We start from the raw sequence: 17,606 nt of genomic DNA, 5'->3' as shown, positions 1-17,606 counted from the left end.
TATTTTATTTTTGATATTATATGTTATAATAAAATTTTGTAAAACAAAAGAAAAACTATATTAAAAATCATTGTTAGGAAATAGGAGACGAGTTATGGAATTAAGTAAAAGATTAAGTTTAATAGTAGATTATATTGAAGAATGTGATACTTTAGTTGATGTGGGAACAGATCATGGATATATTCCTATATATGCAGTTAAAAATGGAATATGTAAAAATGCTATTGCATCAGATATAAATAAAGATCCACTTGATAAGGCTAAATTAAATTCAATATTTGAAGGTGTTGATGAAAATATTGATACAAGATTAGGTGGAGGATTAGAAACTATAAAACTTGGAGAAGCTCAAGTTGCTATTATAGCAGGCATGGGTGGAAATTTAATAAGAGATATACTTGAAGCTGATAAAGATAAGGTAAAAGAATTAGAATTTATGGTACTTCAACCAGCACAAAATCCAGAGGTATTAAGAGAATATCTTTATACTAATGGTTATGAAGTTATTGCTGAAGATTTATGTATAGATGAAGATAAGTATTATGAATTATTTAAGGTTAAAGCTAAAGTTGGAGAAGAAACAGAGTTAGATCCTATTTACTATGAAATTAGTCCAAAATTATTAAGAGATAGACATCCTTTAATGGGAGAATACATAGAAGCTAAAAAAGAAAAATACGAAAAGATATTAAGCTTTATAGAAGATGATACAGAAAGTGCTTTAAATAGAAAAAAAGAATTAGAAGAAAAGATAGCTATATTAACTAATTTAAAAAATTACTGTAATTAATTTGGAGATGAGGAATTATGGGTATAAAGGTTAAGGATATTAAATGTGCTATGAATAAAATAGCACCAGAAGTGTTAAAAGAAGATTTTGATAATGTAGGTCTTATGGTTGGAGATGAAGAACAAGAAGTAAGTAAGGTGTTATTAGCCTTAGATTGTACAAAAAGAGTCATAGAAGAGGCTAAAGATAATGGATGTGATATGATAATAACTCATCATCCGCTTATATTTAGAAAACCTAACAAAATTGTAAAAAGCGATTTATTGGGAAGTAAAATAATAGAACTTATAAAAAATGATATTTCATTATATTCAAGTCATACTAATTTAGATTCTGTAGAGAATGGAATAAATGATACTATTGTTAATATGTTAGGATTTTCTTCACATGAAATAATTGAAGAATCTAGAATAAATGGATTTAATAATGCAGGTCTTGGAAGAATAGTTAGATTAGAAAAAGAAACTGATATTAAAGAAATTATATCTTTAATAAAGAAAAATCTTAATATAAAAAATTTAAGAGTTGTAGAAGGCGTAAATACAGTTAAGACTTTAGCTATAATAAATGGAAGCGGTCAAGATTTTATAAGTGAAGCAGTAAAACTTGGTGCTGATTGTATAATAACAGGAGATACAACTTATCATTTTGCATCAGATTATAAAGAATTAGGAGTAAACATAATTGATGCAGGACATTTTAACACAGAGTGGTTAGTATTTTTAGAAACTATGAAAGAATTAAAGAAAAACTTTAAGGATATAGAGTTCATAGATTCTAAAGTAAGTAGTGATCCCTATACATTTATTTAAAAGTAACAAAATACTAAATAATACATACATTAAGTAATAATAATATTTTATGGATGGTGTTATGAGTAGAAGAAGAGGAAAAGGCGGAATCTTTGGTGGATTACCAGGATGGCAGACTATTAGAAGACTTAATTGTATAAGTTGGTTTACTCCTGCAAAAATTGCTGTATGCATAGCAATGTTTTTTACGTTGCTATTTTTAGGGGTAGGATTTACAGGTATAGTTATAATGGCTTTATTAATTATAATATTTGTACTTGTTTGTTAAATGGAAAAAATTTTATTTGTATTATTTTAAATTATGTGATATCATAAGTCTTGCGAGTAAGACGTGCAATCGCTGCTAGCCTTAGAGCTAGGAGAGGAAAGTCGGAGCTCCATAGGGCAGGGTGCTGGCTAACGGCCAGTCGAGGCGACTCGAAGGATAGTGCAACAGAAATATACCGCCTAAGTTTTCTTAGGTAAGGATGGAAAGGCGAGGTAAGAGCTCACCAGCATAATGGAGACATTATGGCTATGTAAACCCCACTTGGAGCAAGACCGAGAAAGAAGCATTTTGGAACGGCCCGTTCCGCTTCGTGGTGTGTCGCTTGAGTTTGCTAGCAATAGTAAACCTAGATAGATGATTGCTTAATACAGAACTCCGCTTATGGCTTGTCTCGCATGATTTGAATGTTAAGGTTGAATAAGATAGAAACAAAAGTTTCGCTTATTCAACCTTTTTTTATTTCTAACATATTTGAAAGTCTATTATTAATATAAAACATTACATAAAAATTGGAAGTTTATTTGAATTAAATATTACATAATATAAAGTTGTAAAATATATTATGTATGGAGGATATAAGTATGAAAAAAGTTTCTGAAGTAGAGATTCTATCTTTAACTGCTATATTAAAGATGGAAAATGATGCTGTTATAGCGCAAAGAGCTATAAATGTTTTAATAACAGATGAAGATTTAAAAAGACAAGGTGAAGCTAGTGTGCTTGCGGCTGAAGGAAGAATAAAGGCAATTAAAAAGTTTATTAAAGAAAACCAAGATACAATTAAAAAGGGGGAGTAGTAATGCCAAATTTAATTTCAAATTTAATAAAAGGAAAAACAGAAATAGGCAATGAAATTATAGCTATGAGTATGCTAACAGCAGCAAAAGAAGGGGCAGAAATGTATCTAAATGCTACATTAACAAGTAGTAATCCAGAGTTAAGACTTATCTATTCTAATGGATTGGGACAAATTGTAGCTGGTCATTCTGCAGTTACAGAATTAACTATATGTAAGGAATGGGTAAATCCAAATAAACCATTACTTCAACAATTATCAGATACTTATAATAAATCAGAATAATAAATTTATTAAAAAAAAAGATAGTTTAAATTTTAAACTATCTTTTTTCAAATTTAGAAAGTGAAGATTAATATGGTCGCATTAATGATGAGGATTTCTTGTATATAAAATTATTATGAACTTGTATCAATGCCTGTTACGGGAAAGGTTAGAATAGGACATTTTGTAGAAGCTCAAATATTAGAGTCATTAAATATAGATTTTATTGATGAAAGTGAGGTTTTAACAACAGCAGATGATAAATATCATATAAGCAAGGATGAATTTAAAGTACCTTTTGTATGTGGGGCAACTAATATAGGTGAGGCTTTAAGAAGAATTGGAGAAGGGGCATCAATGATAAGAACAAAGTGGGAAGTAGGTATAGGAGATGTTGTACAAGCAGTTTCCTATATGAGAACAATTATGAGTGAAATTAGAGAAATACAAAATGCTCTAAAAGAAGAGTTAATGACTATTTCAAAAGAGCTTAATGAACTATATGATTTAGTGAAGTATGTTCATAAAAATGGAAAATTACATGTAGCTAACTTTGTTGCGGCAGGAGGAATTGTAACACCAGCAGATGCATCACTTATGATGTAACTTGGAAGTGAAGGTGTATTTGTAGGCTCTGGTATATTTAAATCAGGTAATCAAGAGAAAAGAGCTAGAGCAATAGTTCTTGCAACAACTTATTATAATGATCCTAAGAAACTTTCAGAGGTTTCAGAAGATTTAGGGGAAGCGATGAGTGAAAGTTCAGCTGAAGAACTTAAGACAAAATATGCTGAAAGAGAATGGTAAAATGAAAATTAGAGTATTATCTTTTCAAGGTGGTGTTATTGAGCATATAAAGCATATTGATGCCATTGGACATGAAGCTATTGAAGTAAAAGGTAAGAAGGAATTAGATAATATAGATGCAATAATACTTCCAGGTGGAGAAAGTACAACTATATTTGAGATTTTTAATATATTTTATAGAAAATATAAAATAATTGTATAATAAAGAAAAATAGAAACAATTTATAATATTAGAAATCTTTTGATATTATAAATTGCTTCTACTTTTCTTTATACCTTATCTATACAAGTGCATTTTAGCACATACGCTGGAGGTATATTTGCAATTACTCTATCAATATATATATTTTTAAAATAATTCTTAAAATATTCTTTTTTTATTAAAGAATATTGAAATGTAATGAACTCGCCATTAGTATGTAATAAACTACTTGTATTTTTAAGAATAGTATTAGATACCTCCTTAGGCAATGAAGTAAAAGGCAGTCCTGATATTATATAGTCAACATTAGAAATATTATATATATCTAAATATCGTTTTATATTTTCTGCACTATCATTTATTATTTTTACATTTTTCTTATGACCATACATATTTATAAGTTTGTTAGCAAATAATCTATCATTTTCAAATACAAGAAATAGTGTATCTTCTTTTTTCCTAGCAATTATTTTTTCAGTAAATACACCAGTACCAGGACCATACTCAACAATACAATTACAATTTTCAAAATTTATATCTTCTATCATTTTATTTGATAAATATCTACTGCTAGGAGCTATTGAGCCAATAGATTTTGGGGATTTAATAAATTCTTTTATAAATTCAAACATAAAAATCACCTCTTAAATTTTTGGAATATTTTACCTATATAATACCAAATAAATATTAAAATTATATGTAATTAAAATGAGAAATTTTTAATGAGAAAAATTTTACGTATCTTTTTTATTATTAAAAGACAGTATATTATAAGAAATTATATACAGTGAGTTAAGTATATAAATAATCTATTATATAGATGTATACTATTTAGTTCACATATTAATTTTTTTGATTAAATTATATAAATTTTTTAATAAAAGGATGGTAAATTTCTAAAAAATGTGACAATTATCACGGAAAATGATTAGAAATCGTTATATATTTAACAAGGATGATAGATGATGTAAGGGGAGAAAAGATATGTTTAAAGATGAATTGAAAGCTGTAGCTAATGCAGGAAAGAGCAAAGTAAATTTATTAAAAAATAATAAATTAGGATATATGGTGAGTAGTATTTTAGCTGGACTATATATAGGTCTTGGAATCATGTTAATATTTTCAATTGGAGGAATTTTAACAAATGGAGGATCACCTGCAGCAAAGATAGTTATGGGAGCTTCATTTGGTGTTGCACTTAGTTTAGTAATATTTGCAGGAGCGGAATTATTTACAGGGAATAATTTTGTGATGACAGTTGCTTCATTAGATGGTTCAGTATCTTGGGGGGAAACAATAAAGGTTTGGATAGCGGCTTTTATAGGGAATTTAATAGGCTCAGTAATTGGTGCATGGGCTTTTGTTATGGCAGGACTTGCAACTGGACCAGTAGGAGAGTTTATTGCTAAGACAAGCACTATGAAGATGACAATGGGAGCTCCAGAATTATTCATGAGGGGAGTACTATGTAACATATTAGTATGTCTAGCAGTATGGTGTTCAATTAAGCTTAAGAGTGAATCAGGAAAGCTTATTATGGTATTTTGGTGCTTATTTGTGTTTATAACAGCTGGATTTGAGCATAGTGTGGCTAATATGACACTATTAGCCATTGGTTTATTATCACCACAAGGTATGGCTATTACAATTAGTGGATTTATATATAATATAGGAATTGTTACTTTAGGTAATTTAGTTGGCGGCATATTATTAGCAATTTGTTACCATATAATTTCAAGAAATAACAATAATTAATACATAAAAATAATAAGAAACTAGAAGCTTAAATAGCTTCTAGTTTTTTATTAAAGATTGCATTAAAAATTTAAAAGAGTAACTCAAAATATTTTGAGTTACTCTTTTTAGATTACCATTCTCCTGGGTAAGCTATAATTTTTACTGTTACTGTTCTTCTACCAAATTGGAGACATTCTGATTCGGAATTCATAAATAAATCTATTTTATTTCCTACAATAGCACCACCTGTATCTGAAGCTATTGCAAAGCCATATCCATCTACGTAGACTTTACTACCTAAAGGAATAACACTAGGATCTACAGCCACTGAACTTATTCCATTAGGATCTCTAACAGGCTTAATACCCATAGCAGTAGTATTATGTCCAGAGTAAGCAGTAGCTTCCATAGTTAATGTCTTCTTACCTGTAGTATTATTAGTAGTATTATTGTTTGAGTTACTATTGTTATTTGAACTATTATTAGCTTTTTCTTCAGCCTTCTTTTTATCAATCAAGCTATTTCCTTTTGAAATATAAGAATTAGACTTGTTCTTAACAGATGAAGTAGAAAGTTGAGGTAATAGTTCTTTTAGTGTTGATACCGCATTTTGTAAATCACTAACTGATGATGAGGCAGAATCAATAACATTAATAGGGTAAGCAATAAGCTTTTCTTCATTTTCTATAATAACTGATTCAACTTTTGATTTTTCAGCATCGAATTTAGCTTTAGATGCTTTCAAATCATCTTGCTTGGCAACAACAGTTTTTAAGTTGTTATTATTCTCATCATTAAGTTTAACGATTTCTTCTTTTTTTGCAGTTAAATTTTTCATATCATTTTGTAATGTTGATGCATTATTTTTTAATTCACTTATCATATCATTATCTGCAGTTACTATTTTATTTATAGCATTAAGTCTTTCAATTAAATCGCCAAGACTATTTGATTCAAATATGAAAGCAACATAAGAAGATAAAGAGTAGCTACCACTCTTATAGACTGATCTTAATCTACTAGATAAGACGGCTTGTCCTTCATCTATTTGCTTTTCAGTTGAATTTATTTTAAGTTGCGTAGTATCAATTTCTTTTTCAACTGAATTAATTTTATCTTTATTATTTTGTATCTTTGCATTAAGAGTGTTAACTTGTGAATCTAAGTCTGCTATTTTATTATCTAAATCTTTAATTTCTCCACTTATTTGGTTATATTTGACCTTACTTTCATCTAGATTATCTGCAAAAGCTGGTAATGTCATACTAGACGTTAAGGCTAGAATGGTAAAAAAACATATCAAAATTTTTCTCATATAAAGACCTCCTTTTTAGAAGAAAATGTTGATATTCCCTATTTAATATTTATTATAGTATAGCACAACAGGGAGAATTCAGGAAAGAAAAGTGTGGATTTATAGAAAATTGTCAAAGTAATATAGATATAAATTGAATATCTATAAAAAAATTTCCGATATAATTAATAAAATAATAAAGATGTTTAAAAGGATAGAATGCACTTTAAATACCATTATATAAAATATAAAAGAATTTATATAAATTTTATAGGGAACTGTGTATGAGAAAATTTATTTTAAATTTAGAAGAAATTTATGAGGTTTTAGGCTTTGTATAGGGAAAAATATAAAATAGATTATTTATTTAAAACAAAGAGCTTCTTTGTAATTGAAAAGAATATTAGATGAGGTTAATAGAAAAAGAGGATAACTTTAATTTAGTAATCCTCTTTTTAGTATTTTAATTAAATATAGCAGTACACCATTCATTTGACTGATGTTTCTCAACCATTTTAAATCCATAAGATTCTACGATAGCTTTTACAGAATCAAAACTCCATTCAACTAGACCAGATACTAAGACATATCCATTTTTCTTTAAATGATTTTTAATAAGTGGCATAAACATTTCAGTTTCAGCACCACCTATGTTTATATATATCCAATCAAATACACCATCTATTGTAACCTCACCAGATAAGGCATCGCCTACTAAAACTTTAATACTCTCGATTTCATTTAATGATGCATTAAGTAAAACTTCATCTTGAACATCTCTAATATCTAGTGCAACTACTTCAGAAGCGCCTTTTATTGCTGTAGCTAATGATAATACACCAGAACCAGTTCCGATATCTAATACTCTTTTTTCAGTAAAATCTTTTGAAAGTATTACAGATAATAGATCCTGTGTTGTTTCATGGAGTCCAGTACCAAAGGCACCTTGAGAGATAAAGTTTATTTTTTTCTTACCTTCTATTTCTTCATCAGGGGATGCTAAAACCCACTCATCATCAATATGTATTGCTGGAATAGAGAAGTCCTCATATTCGTAATTTATTTCTTCAACAGAATCTTCTTTTTTGCCTATTATATCTGAGACTTTTTCTTTGAAGCTTTCAAAATTACAAGTATCTTCATCATAAGCAACCTTAAGTATTATTTCTTCATCTTCCTTTTCAATGTATCCATAACCAAATTCATCAGTAGTTATTTCTAATGGATTTTCATAGAAAACATTAAATATATCATTTATTTGTAAGTTGGTTATTATATCATCAACCTCTTTATATGTAACCTTGTATGATAAAATGTGCATATTTTCACCTCTTTATAATTGTCTACTAGATATAGTATTACAAAAGGCTTTTAATGTAAAGGTTAAAGATGTATAATTTATTAATGTGAAATAAATACAAAGGAGAAAAAGATGGATAGATTTAAGCTTAAAGTATTAATGATTATCTTTATGCTACTTGACCACATTGCAACTTTTTTTGATGGTGCACCATTTTGGTTTCATTATGTTGGTAGAGTAGTAATGCCTGTATTCTTTTATCTTTTAGTTGAAGGATACTTTAAAACATCGTCAAAAACTAATTACCTGAAGCGATTATTAGTTGCATCAGAAATTATGTTTTTAGGAAATGCAATTATTTCTATTGCATTATTAAAAGGGGTAGATGGAAGCAATTTATCTTATAGTAATTTTGGAGGATTAGCCTACTTAAGTTTTATAGGAGTAATTATACTATCAGGTATACTAATATATCTGTCAGTTAAAGATAAGGTTATATCAGATAAAAAAGCATCTATATACATATTCCTAATGCTAGTAGCAAACTCAGGGTTAAGCCATGCCTTTCAATCAAAGGTATACATATTACCAAATAACATATTCATTTCAATGGTAGCAGGATTTGTTATGTTAAATGGAATGGTTCAATTTAGAACAAAAAATTATAAAGCAGCATTTGTTAAAGTATTAGTAGCTGTTTCATTAGGTATTGCTAGCGAATCTTTAATAATAGGACCTGCATTTGTATTTATATTTTATAAATGCTTCAATAATAGAAGAGATATGTATCTTGCTATTTTTGTCTTTTCTGCATTGTTTTTCCCAGGATTTAATATTCAAGCATTATTAACTTATCCATTATGGATGATGGTATTTACAATACCTTTTATATACATATATAACGGAAAAAAAGGAAGAGATTTAAGATGGTTATTTTACATATTTTATCCGGCTCATTTATGGATACTCTTCTTACTTGCTAACTTTATAAAGTAATGTTTTAGATAGATAAATTAAAGGATAATCTATATATTTAATTAAGATTGTAAAAAGCCCAGTATAAAAGTGTAGCTCTTTTATACTGGGCTTTTAATGATAAATCTTAGATTATTAGAAGTATATCTTCTAATGCTTTTAGAGAGGTATTGTTATTTAAATTATACGTTTACAGATGGAGAAATATTCTTAAAATAAAAAATATAATAAAAGATAATATAGTTTTTATTATTTTTAAAACTTAAGGGGAAATTGCTACGCTTTTAGTTGCTATTATATTAACACCTGTATTACATATGTTCTCTTTAATAATATCACCAGTATTAATTGGAGCAGTTACTGTTAAATCTTTAAGCTCTTTTAAAATACTAAAAATTAATGATTTAGGAACATCAATTTCACTTTTTACAGGTACTGTCCTAGTGCTTCCATTAACAACTGTTATTATCGTTGTAACTACTCTAGAAGGAATTATACATTCTTTATTTGCGTAAGAAATTCCATTTTTGCATTTATTACCTGTTACTGATGTAATCTTAGAATTGTCAATATTTATAGCAAGATTACAAGAGCATTCACAAGCTAGACATACTAAATCTATGCTATTCATATAAAAGACTCCTTTCATGATTAGTATCTATTATTATTTTTGTCAAATATTTGAATTAATACACATAATTATTATAAATTAGAAAGAAATTATACAAAATTTTATGATAGAATAAATTATAATGATATTGAATGGAGTGATATTATGAAAAAATTAGTTGTTTTAGACGGAAAAACATTAGGAAGTATAGATTATGATATGTTAAAAGAGTTTGGAGAATGTGTAGTTTATGATATGACTGATAAAGCTGATGTGGTAGAAAGAATAAAAGATGCTAATATCGTTTTAACTAATAAAGTTGTGTTAAATGAGGACAATCTAAAAGAAGCTAAAAATTTAGAATTAATATGTGAGATGGCAACAGGATTTAATAATATTGATATTGAGTATGCAAAAAAGAATAATATTGCAGTTACAAATGTTGCGGGATATTCAACTAACACAGTAGTTCAACATACTTTTGCATCATTATTACACTTATATGATAAAATAAGTTTTTATGATAACTTTGTTAAATCAGGAGAATATTCAAAATCTGGAATGTTTACAAATTTAGATAGACCATATAACGATCTTATGGGTAAGACATGGGGTATTATAGGTCTTGGAGCTATAGGAAGAGGTGTTGCTAAAGTATGTGAAGCATTTGGTGTAAATGTAATTTACTATTCAACATCAGGAAGAAATAACAGTTCAGATTATAGAAGAGTTGACTTAGAAGAACTATTAAAAGAATCAGATATAATATCAATACATGCACCACTAAATGATAATACAAAGGGACTAATTAATTATGAAAATTTATGTAAAATGAAAAAGGAAGCCATTGTAGTAAATATGGGAAGAGGTCCAATTGTAGTAGATGAAGATTTAGCAAAGGCAATAGATGAGGGAAAAATATCAGGAGCAGCACTTGATGTATTTTCTGTAGAACCTATACAAGAAGATAATCCTTTATTATCAGTTAAGAATAAAGATAGATTAGTTTTAACTCCCCATATAGCTTGGGCAAGTGTTGAGGCTAGAAATAGATTATTTAAAGATTTATTGGAGAATATAAGAGCATTTAATAGAGGCGAAAAACGAAATAGAGTAGATTGTTAAGAATAAGCTTAATACTATTTATAAATAGTATTAAGCTTATTTTAGTCAAAGGATATTTTACCAAGACCAAATCTGTTTACCTTAAAGTCTACATTAATATTAATAGATGATTTTAATATTTCTTCATCCCAATTTGTTATCTTATGACGACCATATTTAGCAGCAGCTACGTGTCCGAGATTTAAAAGATCCATTTTATACTCAGATTTCATAATACCTATGAAATCTGTTAGATTAGATTTCATATAGTTCGATAATTTTTTTTCTAATTGTTTTTTTTCAGATGGTGAAGAAGTTGCCTTAATTGGAGTATTATTATTAGCTACTGTACCATTAACATCTATATTAATATCAAAATTAAAATTTCCATCTTTATTCTTTGTACAATCAACTTTCTTTTTAAAAATTATATTGAATGTAATAAAGTTATTATCATCTAGAGAAAATGTTGCAACTCCTGAACCTGTATCATTTCTAAGAGTGTTTACAGCCTTCATTAAAGTTACAGGTATAGAAGCAACAAGCTTACCTTTATCAAAGACTGACATGGATGTAAAATAAAGTTTATCATTGATTATATCCATATTTGGAGCTATGAACTTGCAACCTTCTGTGCTATTGTCAATATATGCAGTAAAGAGTGAGTGCTTTGTTGAAAAGTATGAATATGCCTGTAAGGATTTAACTAAACCTGCTATATAGTCAGGTGCTGTTGGATAGCCAGGGATTTTCAGTGAAAGTACATCTTTTGGATCATTAGATGTCGTGATTATTAATGCAGAATTAGAAACTTGATTGTTTTTCATTAAACCATCTAGAGGAACTTCTAGACCATCTAGAGCAACCTTTTTAGAAAAAACATATGCTTTTTCTGTACCTAATGAAAACTTCTTACCAGAGTGCAATTGCCTATTAACTCTAGATTCAACTGGAGTTGTGCCTCTGGCCTCTATTAAATGGCCCTCGGCTGAACCACCTTTACTATAGTCATATACTAATACCGGAATAGAATATATTTTTTTATCCATATCAGTATTAATATCATATCCTACACCTGCAACGAAATCTATGTCTTCAATCTGAGCAAACTGCTGATTTTTATATAATTTCGATAATATAATTAAGGATAAAATTAATAAAACTAAAAAAGAATATCTTTTAATTGTTTTTAGTAGTACTACTTTTTCTTTTTCCATATGATTTCCTCCTTAATACAACAATAAATAATAAAAAAACATTAAATAATACTATAAGCATAAGTTTTATAAAAATTACATTTACAAAAAAAACAAGATTAATAATATTGCTTGTTAAATTTGTTGTAAAATAAAAAAACGGGATTATAATAATTAACCAAAGTTTTTTGAACTTTGAATTTGTTGCTGGTGGAAGAACGTTTAAAACGTTTGTAATTGATAAAGTTGAATTTTTTAAGGCATATATTGACCATATTGTGACAAATATTAAAATAAAATTATTTATAAGAGGCACTTTAATGGAAGCGGTTAAATTAAGTATTGGAAAATTGAAAAAATTAAGTGTGTCAGGTCCGAAATAAAAAATAGTTATAAATACCATCCAAGTAAGAATAAGTATTAAAAATGTACAAGTTGAAATAGCTATTTTCTTATAATCTTTTTTATTCTTTAAGTAAGGTAAATATAAAAGCATTATTTCAAAACCAGCATAACCATATATACCATGAAAAACAGCTTTAATTAAATTTGTAGAGCTTATTGAAAGAATGGGCATAATATTTAGTAATTTACCATCTTTTAATGAAAACCCTAATGATAGAATAAGAAATACAACTAAATAAAGCATTAGTTGCCCAAGTTTTAATTGAGACCTAAAGGAATAAAAGGTTGCTAAAGATGATGCAATAAGCACAATGATTATAATTTGAGAGTTACTATAATATGGAACTACTGTGTTTGCTAGCAGTATTGTAAAACCAGCTAGATGAGTTATAGCATAGCAGATTAAGTATATAATAAATAACATATTAAATATATTACCTATAATTTTTCCAAGCAATTCTCTATTTACTTGAAAAATATTTTTATAAGGATATTCTTTATAAACAAATCCATATAAAATAAAAAAGATAATTGGATATAGACCAGATAATGCAGTAGCTATCCAGCCATCTTGAGCAGCATAGCTGTTCATTACAGCTGGATACTTAAGTTCTGTTGCAATTATTGTATATGATATTAGCATACATACAAATTGATTAGTTGTTATTTCAAGATTTTTTCTCATTATAATTTTCACCGCGCTTTTTGTTAGTAGTATTACCTAAACGAATTTTATCAATTGTTTTAAATAAAATGGGCCTTTTTATAAGAGTTTGAAGTTTGCTTCTAATAAAGGAGTCTTTTATATCATCAGAATAAAAGCAAGCAAAATCTACACCATATACATTTAAATTAAAGATAGCTATTAAAAGCATATAAACCCCCATAACAAAACCTATAAGACCAAATGCATTTGAAAGTATCATAAATGGAAATTTAATAAGCCTTAAAGATAATGCCATTCTATAATTAGGAATTAAGAATGTACAAACCACACTTATTCCCACCATAAAAAGAGCAGAAGGAGATATTATCTTTGATTGAAGGGCAGCATCTCCAATTATAACACCACTTACTATACTAAGTGTCTGACCAACTTTACTTGGGAGATTTGCGCCTCCTTCTCGTAATAATTCTATTATAAGTTCCATAACAAAAATTTCTAAAAAAGGTGAAAGGGGTATACCTTGCCTAGAGTTAACTATTGGCTGAACAAATTTATCTACAAGTAGTTCAGGGTTAAATTTAGTTAAAATAATATATAAAGAAGGCATAGTTATTACAATTAGTGTTGCAAGAAATCTAAGCAATCTTGCAAAGGATGAAGTTATAGCTCTATTGCTATAATCATCAAGACTATGGAAAAATTCAACAAATAAAGCAGGAAGACAAAGGGCATAAGGACTTCCCTCCATAAGAACAATAACTTTACCTTCTGCTAATTTGTTTACAGCACTTTCTGCTGAGTCAGTTAAATAGCCTTGTGGTGCTATGGTATAACTAAATTCCTCAATATATTGCTGAAGTGCCCCTAGAGACTGAATATTATCTACATCTATATCAGCTATTTTTTGAATTACATTATCAACAACATTAGGATTAGCTATATCTTTTACATATAGAATATTTACATTGGTTTTACTTCTCCTACCTACAACATTTTTATCTATAACTAAGTTATGATCTTTAAATCTACGTTTAAAAATCGATATATTAGTTTCTAAAGATTCATTAAAGTCTTCTTTAGATGAAGAAAGTGTTGATGTTAAAGTAGGTGATGATACACTTCTATATGTAAAAGATATTGTATCTACTATGATACTTTTTCTATATCCATCAAAAATTATAAGGGTCTTTCCAGAACGCAAAGAATTGCAGATCTCTGAAAAGGAGGTCTCAATTACTGCATTACATACTGGGAGTGCAACTTTAATTAAAAAATCGTATTTATCAATATCTTTTGGGAATAATACATTAAAGTTATGCATAATAGGGTTTAATATATCTCTATTAATAATATCTTTATCTACTGTTGATTGAGAGTACATTATTGTAATTTGTGTTGATTTATCCCTATCTATAAGAAGCTCCTTTTTTATAATAGTTGATGATGTGGAGGTAGTAGTTTGTAATATTTCATTAATAAAAGAGTTATTCATAAGTTTTTCCTCCAAGTTATAAATATTAATAAAAATATTTTTCTCATAAAATGTTTTATTTATTCTTTTATGTTATTTATAATTAACAATAGAAGTTAATGAGAGGAATGAGAATTTTGTATAAAGATAGCTTAATTATTGAAAATGGAAGGGAAGAATATATAAATAAGATCTCTAATCTTTTATTTGAAACAGAAGATTTTCCAGAGATAGAGTGGGGAACAGGAGATAGAGATACTTTAATAAGTAGATTAAGAAAAATTATGATGATAGAAGGAAGTAGAGTTTATTATAAGAATTTCAGAGTTATTAGAAATAAAGATGAAGTAATAGGACTCACCTTGGCTATAAGGGGTGAAAGGCTAAAGAAGTCAACTTTTAAAGGGGATAGATACTTAATAAAAATGCAAGAAAATATAAAAGATAAGGTGAAATTTATATGTGGAGGGATTGAATATATATTTTATGAGGAGTGCAAGAAAAATGAGTATTATTTATCAAATATTATTATAGATAAAAATTACAGAGGGAAAAATTATAGTCAATTATTATTAAAGGATACCGAAGAGAGAGCTAAGAAGTATGGATACTCGTATATATCTCTTATAGCTAATAACGAAAATTTAGTAAAATATTATACTAGATATGGATTTAAGAGGGTAAGTTTAGAAAGCAGAAGGATGATAAAAGACATTAATAAGAATTAATATCTTTTGTCGGAAAAGTCTTAATAAAGTTATATTAAGATGGTATTAAAAATTTTATAACAATAAACATAAAATAAATGTAGAGAAAATAACAAAAATAAAAGAGAAGAATATAATATTACAAAAAACTTGATTTACATTAATTTTATATATATAATATAATCACAATTCAATATGTTCGGATGAAGGTAGTGGGAGAGAGATTGATTTTTATATCAATCCACCGAAGAGGGAAATCTTTCAGGTATTAGGACCGCTACTGGACGAGCCTCTGGAGAGCCTCAAAATATATATTTTGAGCACCGAAGGAGCAAGGCAGATGAAATTTATTTTTCTGCTGAAACTCTCAGGTAAAAGGACAGGGGATTTTTTGAAGCTAAGTAATTTAGCTTTATTTAATCTCCTCCGGAATTTTTAAATTTAGGAGGATTTTTTATGGAAAAAATTTTAACAAGTATTGACTCTTTTGTATGGGGTCCACCACTTCTAATCTTATTATTAGGAACGGGAGTGTATTTAACATTTAAACTTAGGTTTTTACAAATAACAAAATTACCTAAGGCTTTAAAATTTATATTTGAAAAAGAAGAGGGAGCAAAAGGTGATGTATCAAGTTTTGGTGCTTTATGTACAGCTCTTTCAGCTACCATTGGTACTGGTAATATAGTTGGTGTTGCAACAGCAATTAAAGCTGGTGGACCTGGAGCATTATTTTGGATGTGGGTTGCAGCATTTTTTGGAATGGCAACTAAATATGCAGAAGGTGTTCTTGCTATAAAGTACAGAGAATTTGATGAAAATGGAGTTGTAAAAGGTGGGCCAATGTACTATATACAAAATGGTATGGGAGTTAAATGGCTTGCCAAAATATTTGCATTATTTGGAGTTCTAGTTGCACTATTTGGAATTGGAACATTTGCACAAGTAAAATCTATTTCAGAAGCTTTAAAGACAGGATTTAATGTACCTGTAATTGTAACTGCAATTATAGTTACTATATTAGTTGCAATGGTAACTTTAGGAGGAATACAAAGAATATCTAAAGTATCAGAAGCTATTGTTCCATTTATGGCATTACTTTATATAATTGGAGTAGTTATCGTTATAGTATTTAATATACAATCTATTCCTACAGCTGTTAAAATAATAGTAGATAGTGCATTTAATCCACAGGCAGCGCTTGGAGGAGCAGCTGGTGTATCTATTATTATGGTTATGCAAAGAGGAATAAGTAGAGGTGTATTTTCAAATGAAGCTGGACTTGGAAGTGCACCAATAGCAGCAGCTGCTGCAAAAACAAACTCACCTGCAAGACAAGGATTAATATCTATGACTGGTACTTTCTTTGATACGATAATAATTTGTACAATGACAGGTATAGTAATAGTCCTTACAGGAATGTATACTTCACCACTTGATGGTGCAAGCTTAACAACTGCAGCTTTTGAGGTTGGTTTTCCTATTGCTTTAATTGGGAAATATATAGTTAATGTTGGGCTTATATTCTTTGCATTTACAACAATCTTAGGATGGAATTACTATGGAGAGAAATGTGTAGAATACTTAATTGGTGAGAAGGCAATAATTCCATTTAAGATACTTTATATAGCTTTAGTAGCAGTTGGTGCTTTTATATCATTAGATATAATTTTCATTTCTGCTGATATAGTAAATGGTCTTATGGCTATACCAAATTTAATTGCAATAATTGCTTTAAGAAAAGTTGTATTTGATGAAACAAATAAATTTCTTAGAGATATAAAATAAATAAAGAGCTAGTCTAAATAATTATTTAGACTAGCTCTTTTATATTATATTACTTTTCTGCTAATAAGTTACTTTAAACTTTTTCTCTAAAGGGTCGGAGTCTATTTCATGTACAGATATATTTCGTACTTTAGCAAATCGATTTCCATCTTTTAATATTCCTAAAAACTTTTCAATATCTATTTTATTTCCCTGAACTTCTAGGGATACATCTCCATCAGATAGGTTTTTAACCCATCCAGTTAAATTATATTTTAAGGCATTAATCTGAACAAAGTACCTAAACCCTACACCTTGAACACGACCACTAACTAAGGCTTTTATCCTAAACATAAACCTCATCCTTTCAATAACATATTATCAATTATTATATCATAGGATGAACTATTTAGATATAAAGGGTAAAAATACTA

General features: G+C 28.1%; 18 protein-coding genes, 1 other RNA gene, 2 pseudogenes and 2 riboswitches. Of the genes and pseudogenes, 13 read left to right on the top strand and 8 right to left on the bottom strand.

The features are described from left to right. The first annotated feature begins 94 nt into the window (after positions 1 to 94). From ACQPUW_RS08275 to ACQPUW_RS08240, 8 genes and pseudogenes are all read left to right on the top strand, one after another. Positions 95 to 790, top strand: coding sequence for a tRNA (adenine(22)-N(1))-methyltransferase (locus ACQPUW_RS08275; protein WP_430836974.1), 696 nt, complete (start codon positions 95 to 97; stop codon positions 788 to 790). Positions 791 to 807: 17 nt separating this feature from the next. Then, a complete protein-coding gene (locus tag ACQPUW_RS08270; protein ID WP_430836973.1) occupies positions 808 to 1,602 on the top strand; it encodes a Nif3-like dinuclear metal center hexameric protein in 795 nt (264 codons plus the stop codon). A 61-nt stretch (positions 1,603 to 1,663) separates the two neighbouring features. Then, the gene (locus ACQPUW_RS08265) at positions 1,664 to 1,870 is read left to right on the top strand and encodes a hypothetical protein (RefSeq protein ID WP_430836972.1); all 207 of its coding nucleotides are present in this window, start codon (positions 1,664 to 1,666) and stop codon (positions 1,868 to 1,870) included. A 53-nt stretch (positions 1,871 to 1,923) separates the two neighbouring features. Beyond that, an RNA gene (gene rnpB, locus ACQPUW_RS08260) (RNase P RNA component class A) lies at positions 1,924 to 2,268 on the top strand. 183 nt (positions 2,269 to 2,451) lie between these two features. Further along, positions 2,452 to 2,667, top strand: a complete 216-nt coding sequence (locus ACQPUW_RS08255; RefSeq protein ID WP_430836971.1) for a hypothetical protein — start codon at positions 2,452 to 2,454, stop codon at positions 2,665 to 2,667. 2 nt (positions 2,668 to 2,669) lie between these two features. Beyond that, positions 2,670 to 2,951 (top strand): spore coat protein, encoded by a 282-nt coding sequence (locus ACQPUW_RS08250; RefSeq protein WP_430836970.1) that lies wholly within the window; start codon positions 2,670 to 2,672, stop codon positions 2,949 to 2,951. Between the two features lie 117 nt (positions 2,952 to 3,068). Continuing rightward, positions 3,069 to 3,737: pseudogene (locus ACQPUW_RS08245) on the top strand (pyridoxal 5'-phosphate synthase lyase subunit PdxS); the annotation flags it as partial. Position 3,738: 1 nt separating this feature from the next. Beyond that, positions 3,739 to 3,906: pseudogene (locus ACQPUW_RS08240) on the top strand (pyridoxal 5'-phosphate synthase glutaminase subunit PdxT); the annotation flags it as partial. 101 nt (positions 3,907 to 4,007) lie between these two features. On the opposite strand, the gene ACQPUW_RS08235 reads toward ACQPUW_RS08240, so the two are convergent. Further along, entirely contained in the window at positions 4,008 to 4,571 is a 564-nt protein-coding gene (locus ACQPUW_RS08235) for a class I SAM-dependent methyltransferase (RefSeq protein ID WP_430836969.1), read from the bottom strand. Between the two features lie 352 nt (positions 4,572 to 4,923). Here ACQPUW_RS08235 and ACQPUW_RS08230 point away from each other — a divergent pair, with 352 nt between their 5' ends. Continuing rightward, complete coding sequence (locus ACQPUW_RS08230; RefSeq protein WP_430836968.1) at positions 4,924 to 5,694, top strand: formate/nitrite transporter family protein; 771 nt, start codon at positions 4,924 to 4,926, stop codon at positions 5,692 to 5,694. A 112-nt stretch (positions 5,695 to 5,806) separates the two neighbouring features. On the opposite strand, the gene ACQPUW_RS08225 is transcribed toward ACQPUW_RS08230, so the two are convergent. Then, on the bottom strand, positions 5,807 to 6,991 hold the full coding sequence (locus tag ACQPUW_RS08225) for a 3D domain-containing protein (RefSeq protein WP_430836967.1): 1,185 nt from the start codon (positions 6,989 to 6,991) through the stop codon (positions 5,807 to 5,809). A gap of 442 nt (positions 6,992 to 7,433) precedes the next feature. Beyond that, entirely contained in the window at positions 7,434 to 8,291 is an 858-nt protein-coding gene (locus ACQPUW_RS08220; protein WP_430836966.1) for a 50S ribosomal protein L11 methyltransferase, read from the bottom strand. A gap of 111 nt (positions 8,292 to 8,402) precedes the next feature. On the opposite strand from ACQPUW_RS08220, the gene ACQPUW_RS08215 reads away from it, so the two are divergent. Further along, positions 8,403 to 9,266, top strand: coding sequence for a TraX family protein (locus tag ACQPUW_RS08215; RefSeq protein ID WP_430836965.1), 864 nt, complete (start codon positions 8,403 to 8,405; stop codon positions 9,264 to 9,266). 241 nt (positions 9,267 to 9,507) lie between these two features. Here ACQPUW_RS08215 and ACQPUW_RS08210 read toward each other — a convergent pair whose 3' ends face one another. Further along, positions 9,508 to 9,876 (bottom strand): DUF1667 domain-containing protein, encoded by a 369-nt coding sequence (locus ACQPUW_RS08210; RefSeq protein WP_430836964.1) that lies wholly within the window; start codon positions 9,874 to 9,876, stop codon positions 9,508 to 9,510. Positions 9,877 to 10,020: 144 nt separating this feature from the next. Here ACQPUW_RS08210 and ACQPUW_RS08205 point away from each other — a divergent pair, with 144 nt between their 5' ends. Next, complete coding sequence (locus tag ACQPUW_RS08205; protein ID WP_430836963.1) at positions 10,021 to 10,980, top strand: D-2-hydroxyacid dehydrogenase; 960 nt, start codon at positions 10,021 to 10,023, stop codon at positions 10,978 to 10,980. Between the two features lie 41 nt (positions 10,981 to 11,021). On the opposite strand, the gene ACQPUW_RS08200 is transcribed toward ACQPUW_RS08205, so the two are convergent. The 3 genes from ACQPUW_RS08200 to ACQPUW_RS08190 are packed head-to-tail and all read right to left on the bottom strand — an operon-like array spanning position 11,022 to position 14,719. Beyond that, a complete protein-coding gene (locus tag ACQPUW_RS08200) occupies positions 11,022 to 12,176 on the bottom strand; it encodes a Ger(x)C family spore germination protein (protein ID WP_430836962.1) in 1,155 nt (384 codons plus the stop codon). Further along, on the bottom strand, positions 12,139 to 13,245 hold the full coding sequence (locus ACQPUW_RS08195; protein ID WP_430836961.1) for a GerAB/ArcD/ProY family transporter: 1,107 nt from the start codon (positions 13,243 to 13,245) through the stop codon (positions 12,139 to 12,141). The genes ACQPUW_RS08200 and ACQPUW_RS08195 overlap by 38 nt, the downstream gene beginning before the upstream one ends. Next, entirely contained in the window at positions 13,229 to 14,719 is a 1,491-nt protein-coding gene (locus ACQPUW_RS08190; RefSeq protein ID WP_430836960.1) for a spore germination protein, read from the bottom strand. Before ACQPUW_RS08190 ends, ACQPUW_RS08195 begins: the two co-directional genes overlap by 17 nt. Before the next feature lie 116 nt (positions 14,720 to 14,835). Here ACQPUW_RS08190 and ACQPUW_RS08185 point away from each other — a divergent pair, with 116 nt between their 5' ends. Both ACQPUW_RS08185 and ACQPUW_RS08180 read left to right on the top strand, forming a co-directional pair. Beyond that, positions 14,836 to 15,426 carry a GNAT family N-acetyltransferase gene (locus ACQPUW_RS08185; protein ID WP_430836959.1) on the top strand — a complete coding sequence of 197 codons (591 nt, stop codon included), beginning with the start codon at positions 14,836 to 14,838 and terminating at the stop codon, positions 15,424 to 15,426. A gap of 182 nt (positions 15,427 to 15,608) precedes the next feature. Beyond that, positions 15,609 to 15,692, top strand: a riboswitch (glycine riboswitch). A gap of 2 nt (positions 15,693 to 15,694) precedes the next feature. After that, positions 15,695 to 15,791, top strand: a riboswitch (glycine riboswitch). A gap of 70 nt (positions 15,792 to 15,861) precedes the next feature. After that, entirely contained in the window at positions 15,862 to 17,193 is a 1,332-nt protein-coding gene (locus ACQPUW_RS08180) for an alanine/glycine:cation symporter family protein (protein WP_430836958.1), read from the top strand. Between the two features lie 60 nt (positions 17,194 to 17,253). Here ACQPUW_RS08180 and ACQPUW_RS08175 read toward each other — a convergent pair whose 3' ends face one another. Then, positions 17,254 to 17,526 carry an acylphosphatase gene (locus tag ACQPUW_RS08175; RefSeq protein ID WP_430836957.1) on the bottom strand — a complete coding sequence of 91 codons (273 nt, stop codon included), beginning with the start codon at positions 17,524 to 17,526 and terminating at the stop codon, positions 17,254 to 17,256. Positions 17,527 to 17,606: the final 80 nt, after the last annotated feature.

The organism is Clostridium sardiniense (assembly GCF_050584765.1).
Classification (GTDB): domain Bacteria; phylum Bacillota; class Clostridia; order Clostridiales; family Clostridiaceae; genus Clostridium; species Clostridium sardiniense_A.
The sequence above is the reverse complement of the archived record's forward strand: the minus strand, read 5'-3'. Positions and strand labels throughout refer to the sequence as shown.

Coding starts and splice junctions, on each gene's coding strand:
- ACQPUW_RS08180 (WP_430836958.1), top strand. CDS start 15,862: ATGGAAAAAATTTTAACAAGTATTGACTCTTTTGTATGGGGTCCACCA.
- ACQPUW_RS08235 (WP_430836969.1), bottom strand. CDS start 4,571: ATGTTTGAATTTATAAAAGAATTTATTAAATCCCCAAAATCTATTGGC.
- ACQPUW_RS08190 (WP_430836960.1), bottom strand. CDS start 14,719: ATGAATAACTCTTTTATTAATGAAATATTACAAACTACTACCTCCACA.
- ACQPUW_RS08250 (WP_430836970.1), top strand. CDS start 2,670: ATGCCAAATTTAATTTCAAATTTAATAAAAGGAAAAACAGAAATAGGC.
- ACQPUW_RS08215 (WP_430836965.1), top strand. CDS start 8,403: ATGGATAGATTTAAGCTTAAAGTATTAATGATTATCTTTATGCTACTT.
- ACQPUW_RS08195 (WP_430836961.1), bottom strand. CDS start 13,245: ATGAGAAAAAATCTTGAAATAACAACTAATCAATTTGTATGTATGCTA.
- ACQPUW_RS08270 (WP_430836973.1), top strand. CDS start 808: ATGGGTATAAAGGTTAAGGATATTAAATGTGCTATGAATAAAATAGCA.
- ACQPUW_RS08265 (WP_430836972.1), top strand. CDS start 1,664: ATGAGTAGAAGAAGAGGAAAAGGCGGAATCTTTGGTGGATTACCAGGA.
- ACQPUW_RS08275 (WP_430836974.1), top strand. CDS start 95: ATGGAATTAAGTAAAAGATTAAGTTTAATAGTAGATTATATTGAAGAA.
- ACQPUW_RS08200 (WP_430836962.1), bottom strand. CDS start 12,176: ATGGAAAAAGAAAAAGTAGTACTACTAAAAACAATTAAAAGATATTCT.
- ACQPUW_RS08205 (WP_430836963.1), top strand. CDS start 10,021: ATGAAAAAATTAGTTGTTTTAGACGGAAAAACATTAGGAAGTATAGAT.
- ACQPUW_RS08255 (WP_430836971.1), top strand. CDS start 2,452: ATGAAAAAAGTTTCTGAAGTAGAGATTCTATCTTTAACTGCTATATTA.
- ACQPUW_RS08220 (WP_430836966.1), bottom strand. CDS start 8,291: ATGCACATTTTATCATACAAGGTTACATATAAAGAGGTTGATGATATA.
- ACQPUW_RS08230 (WP_430836968.1), top strand. CDS start 4,924: ATGTTTAAAGATGAATTGAAAGCTGTAGCTAATGCAGGAAAGAGCAAA.
- ACQPUW_RS08225 (WP_430836967.1), bottom strand. CDS start 6,991: ATGAGAAAAATTTTGATATGTTTTTTTACCATTCTAGCCTTAACGTCT.
- ACQPUW_RS08210 (WP_430836964.1), bottom strand. CDS start 9,876: ATGAATAGCATAGATTTAGTATGTCTAGCTTGTGAATGCTCTTGTAAT.
- ACQPUW_RS08175 (WP_430836957.1), bottom strand. CDS start 17,526: ATGTTTAGGATAAAAGCCTTAGTTAGTGGTCGTGTTCAAGGTGTAGGG.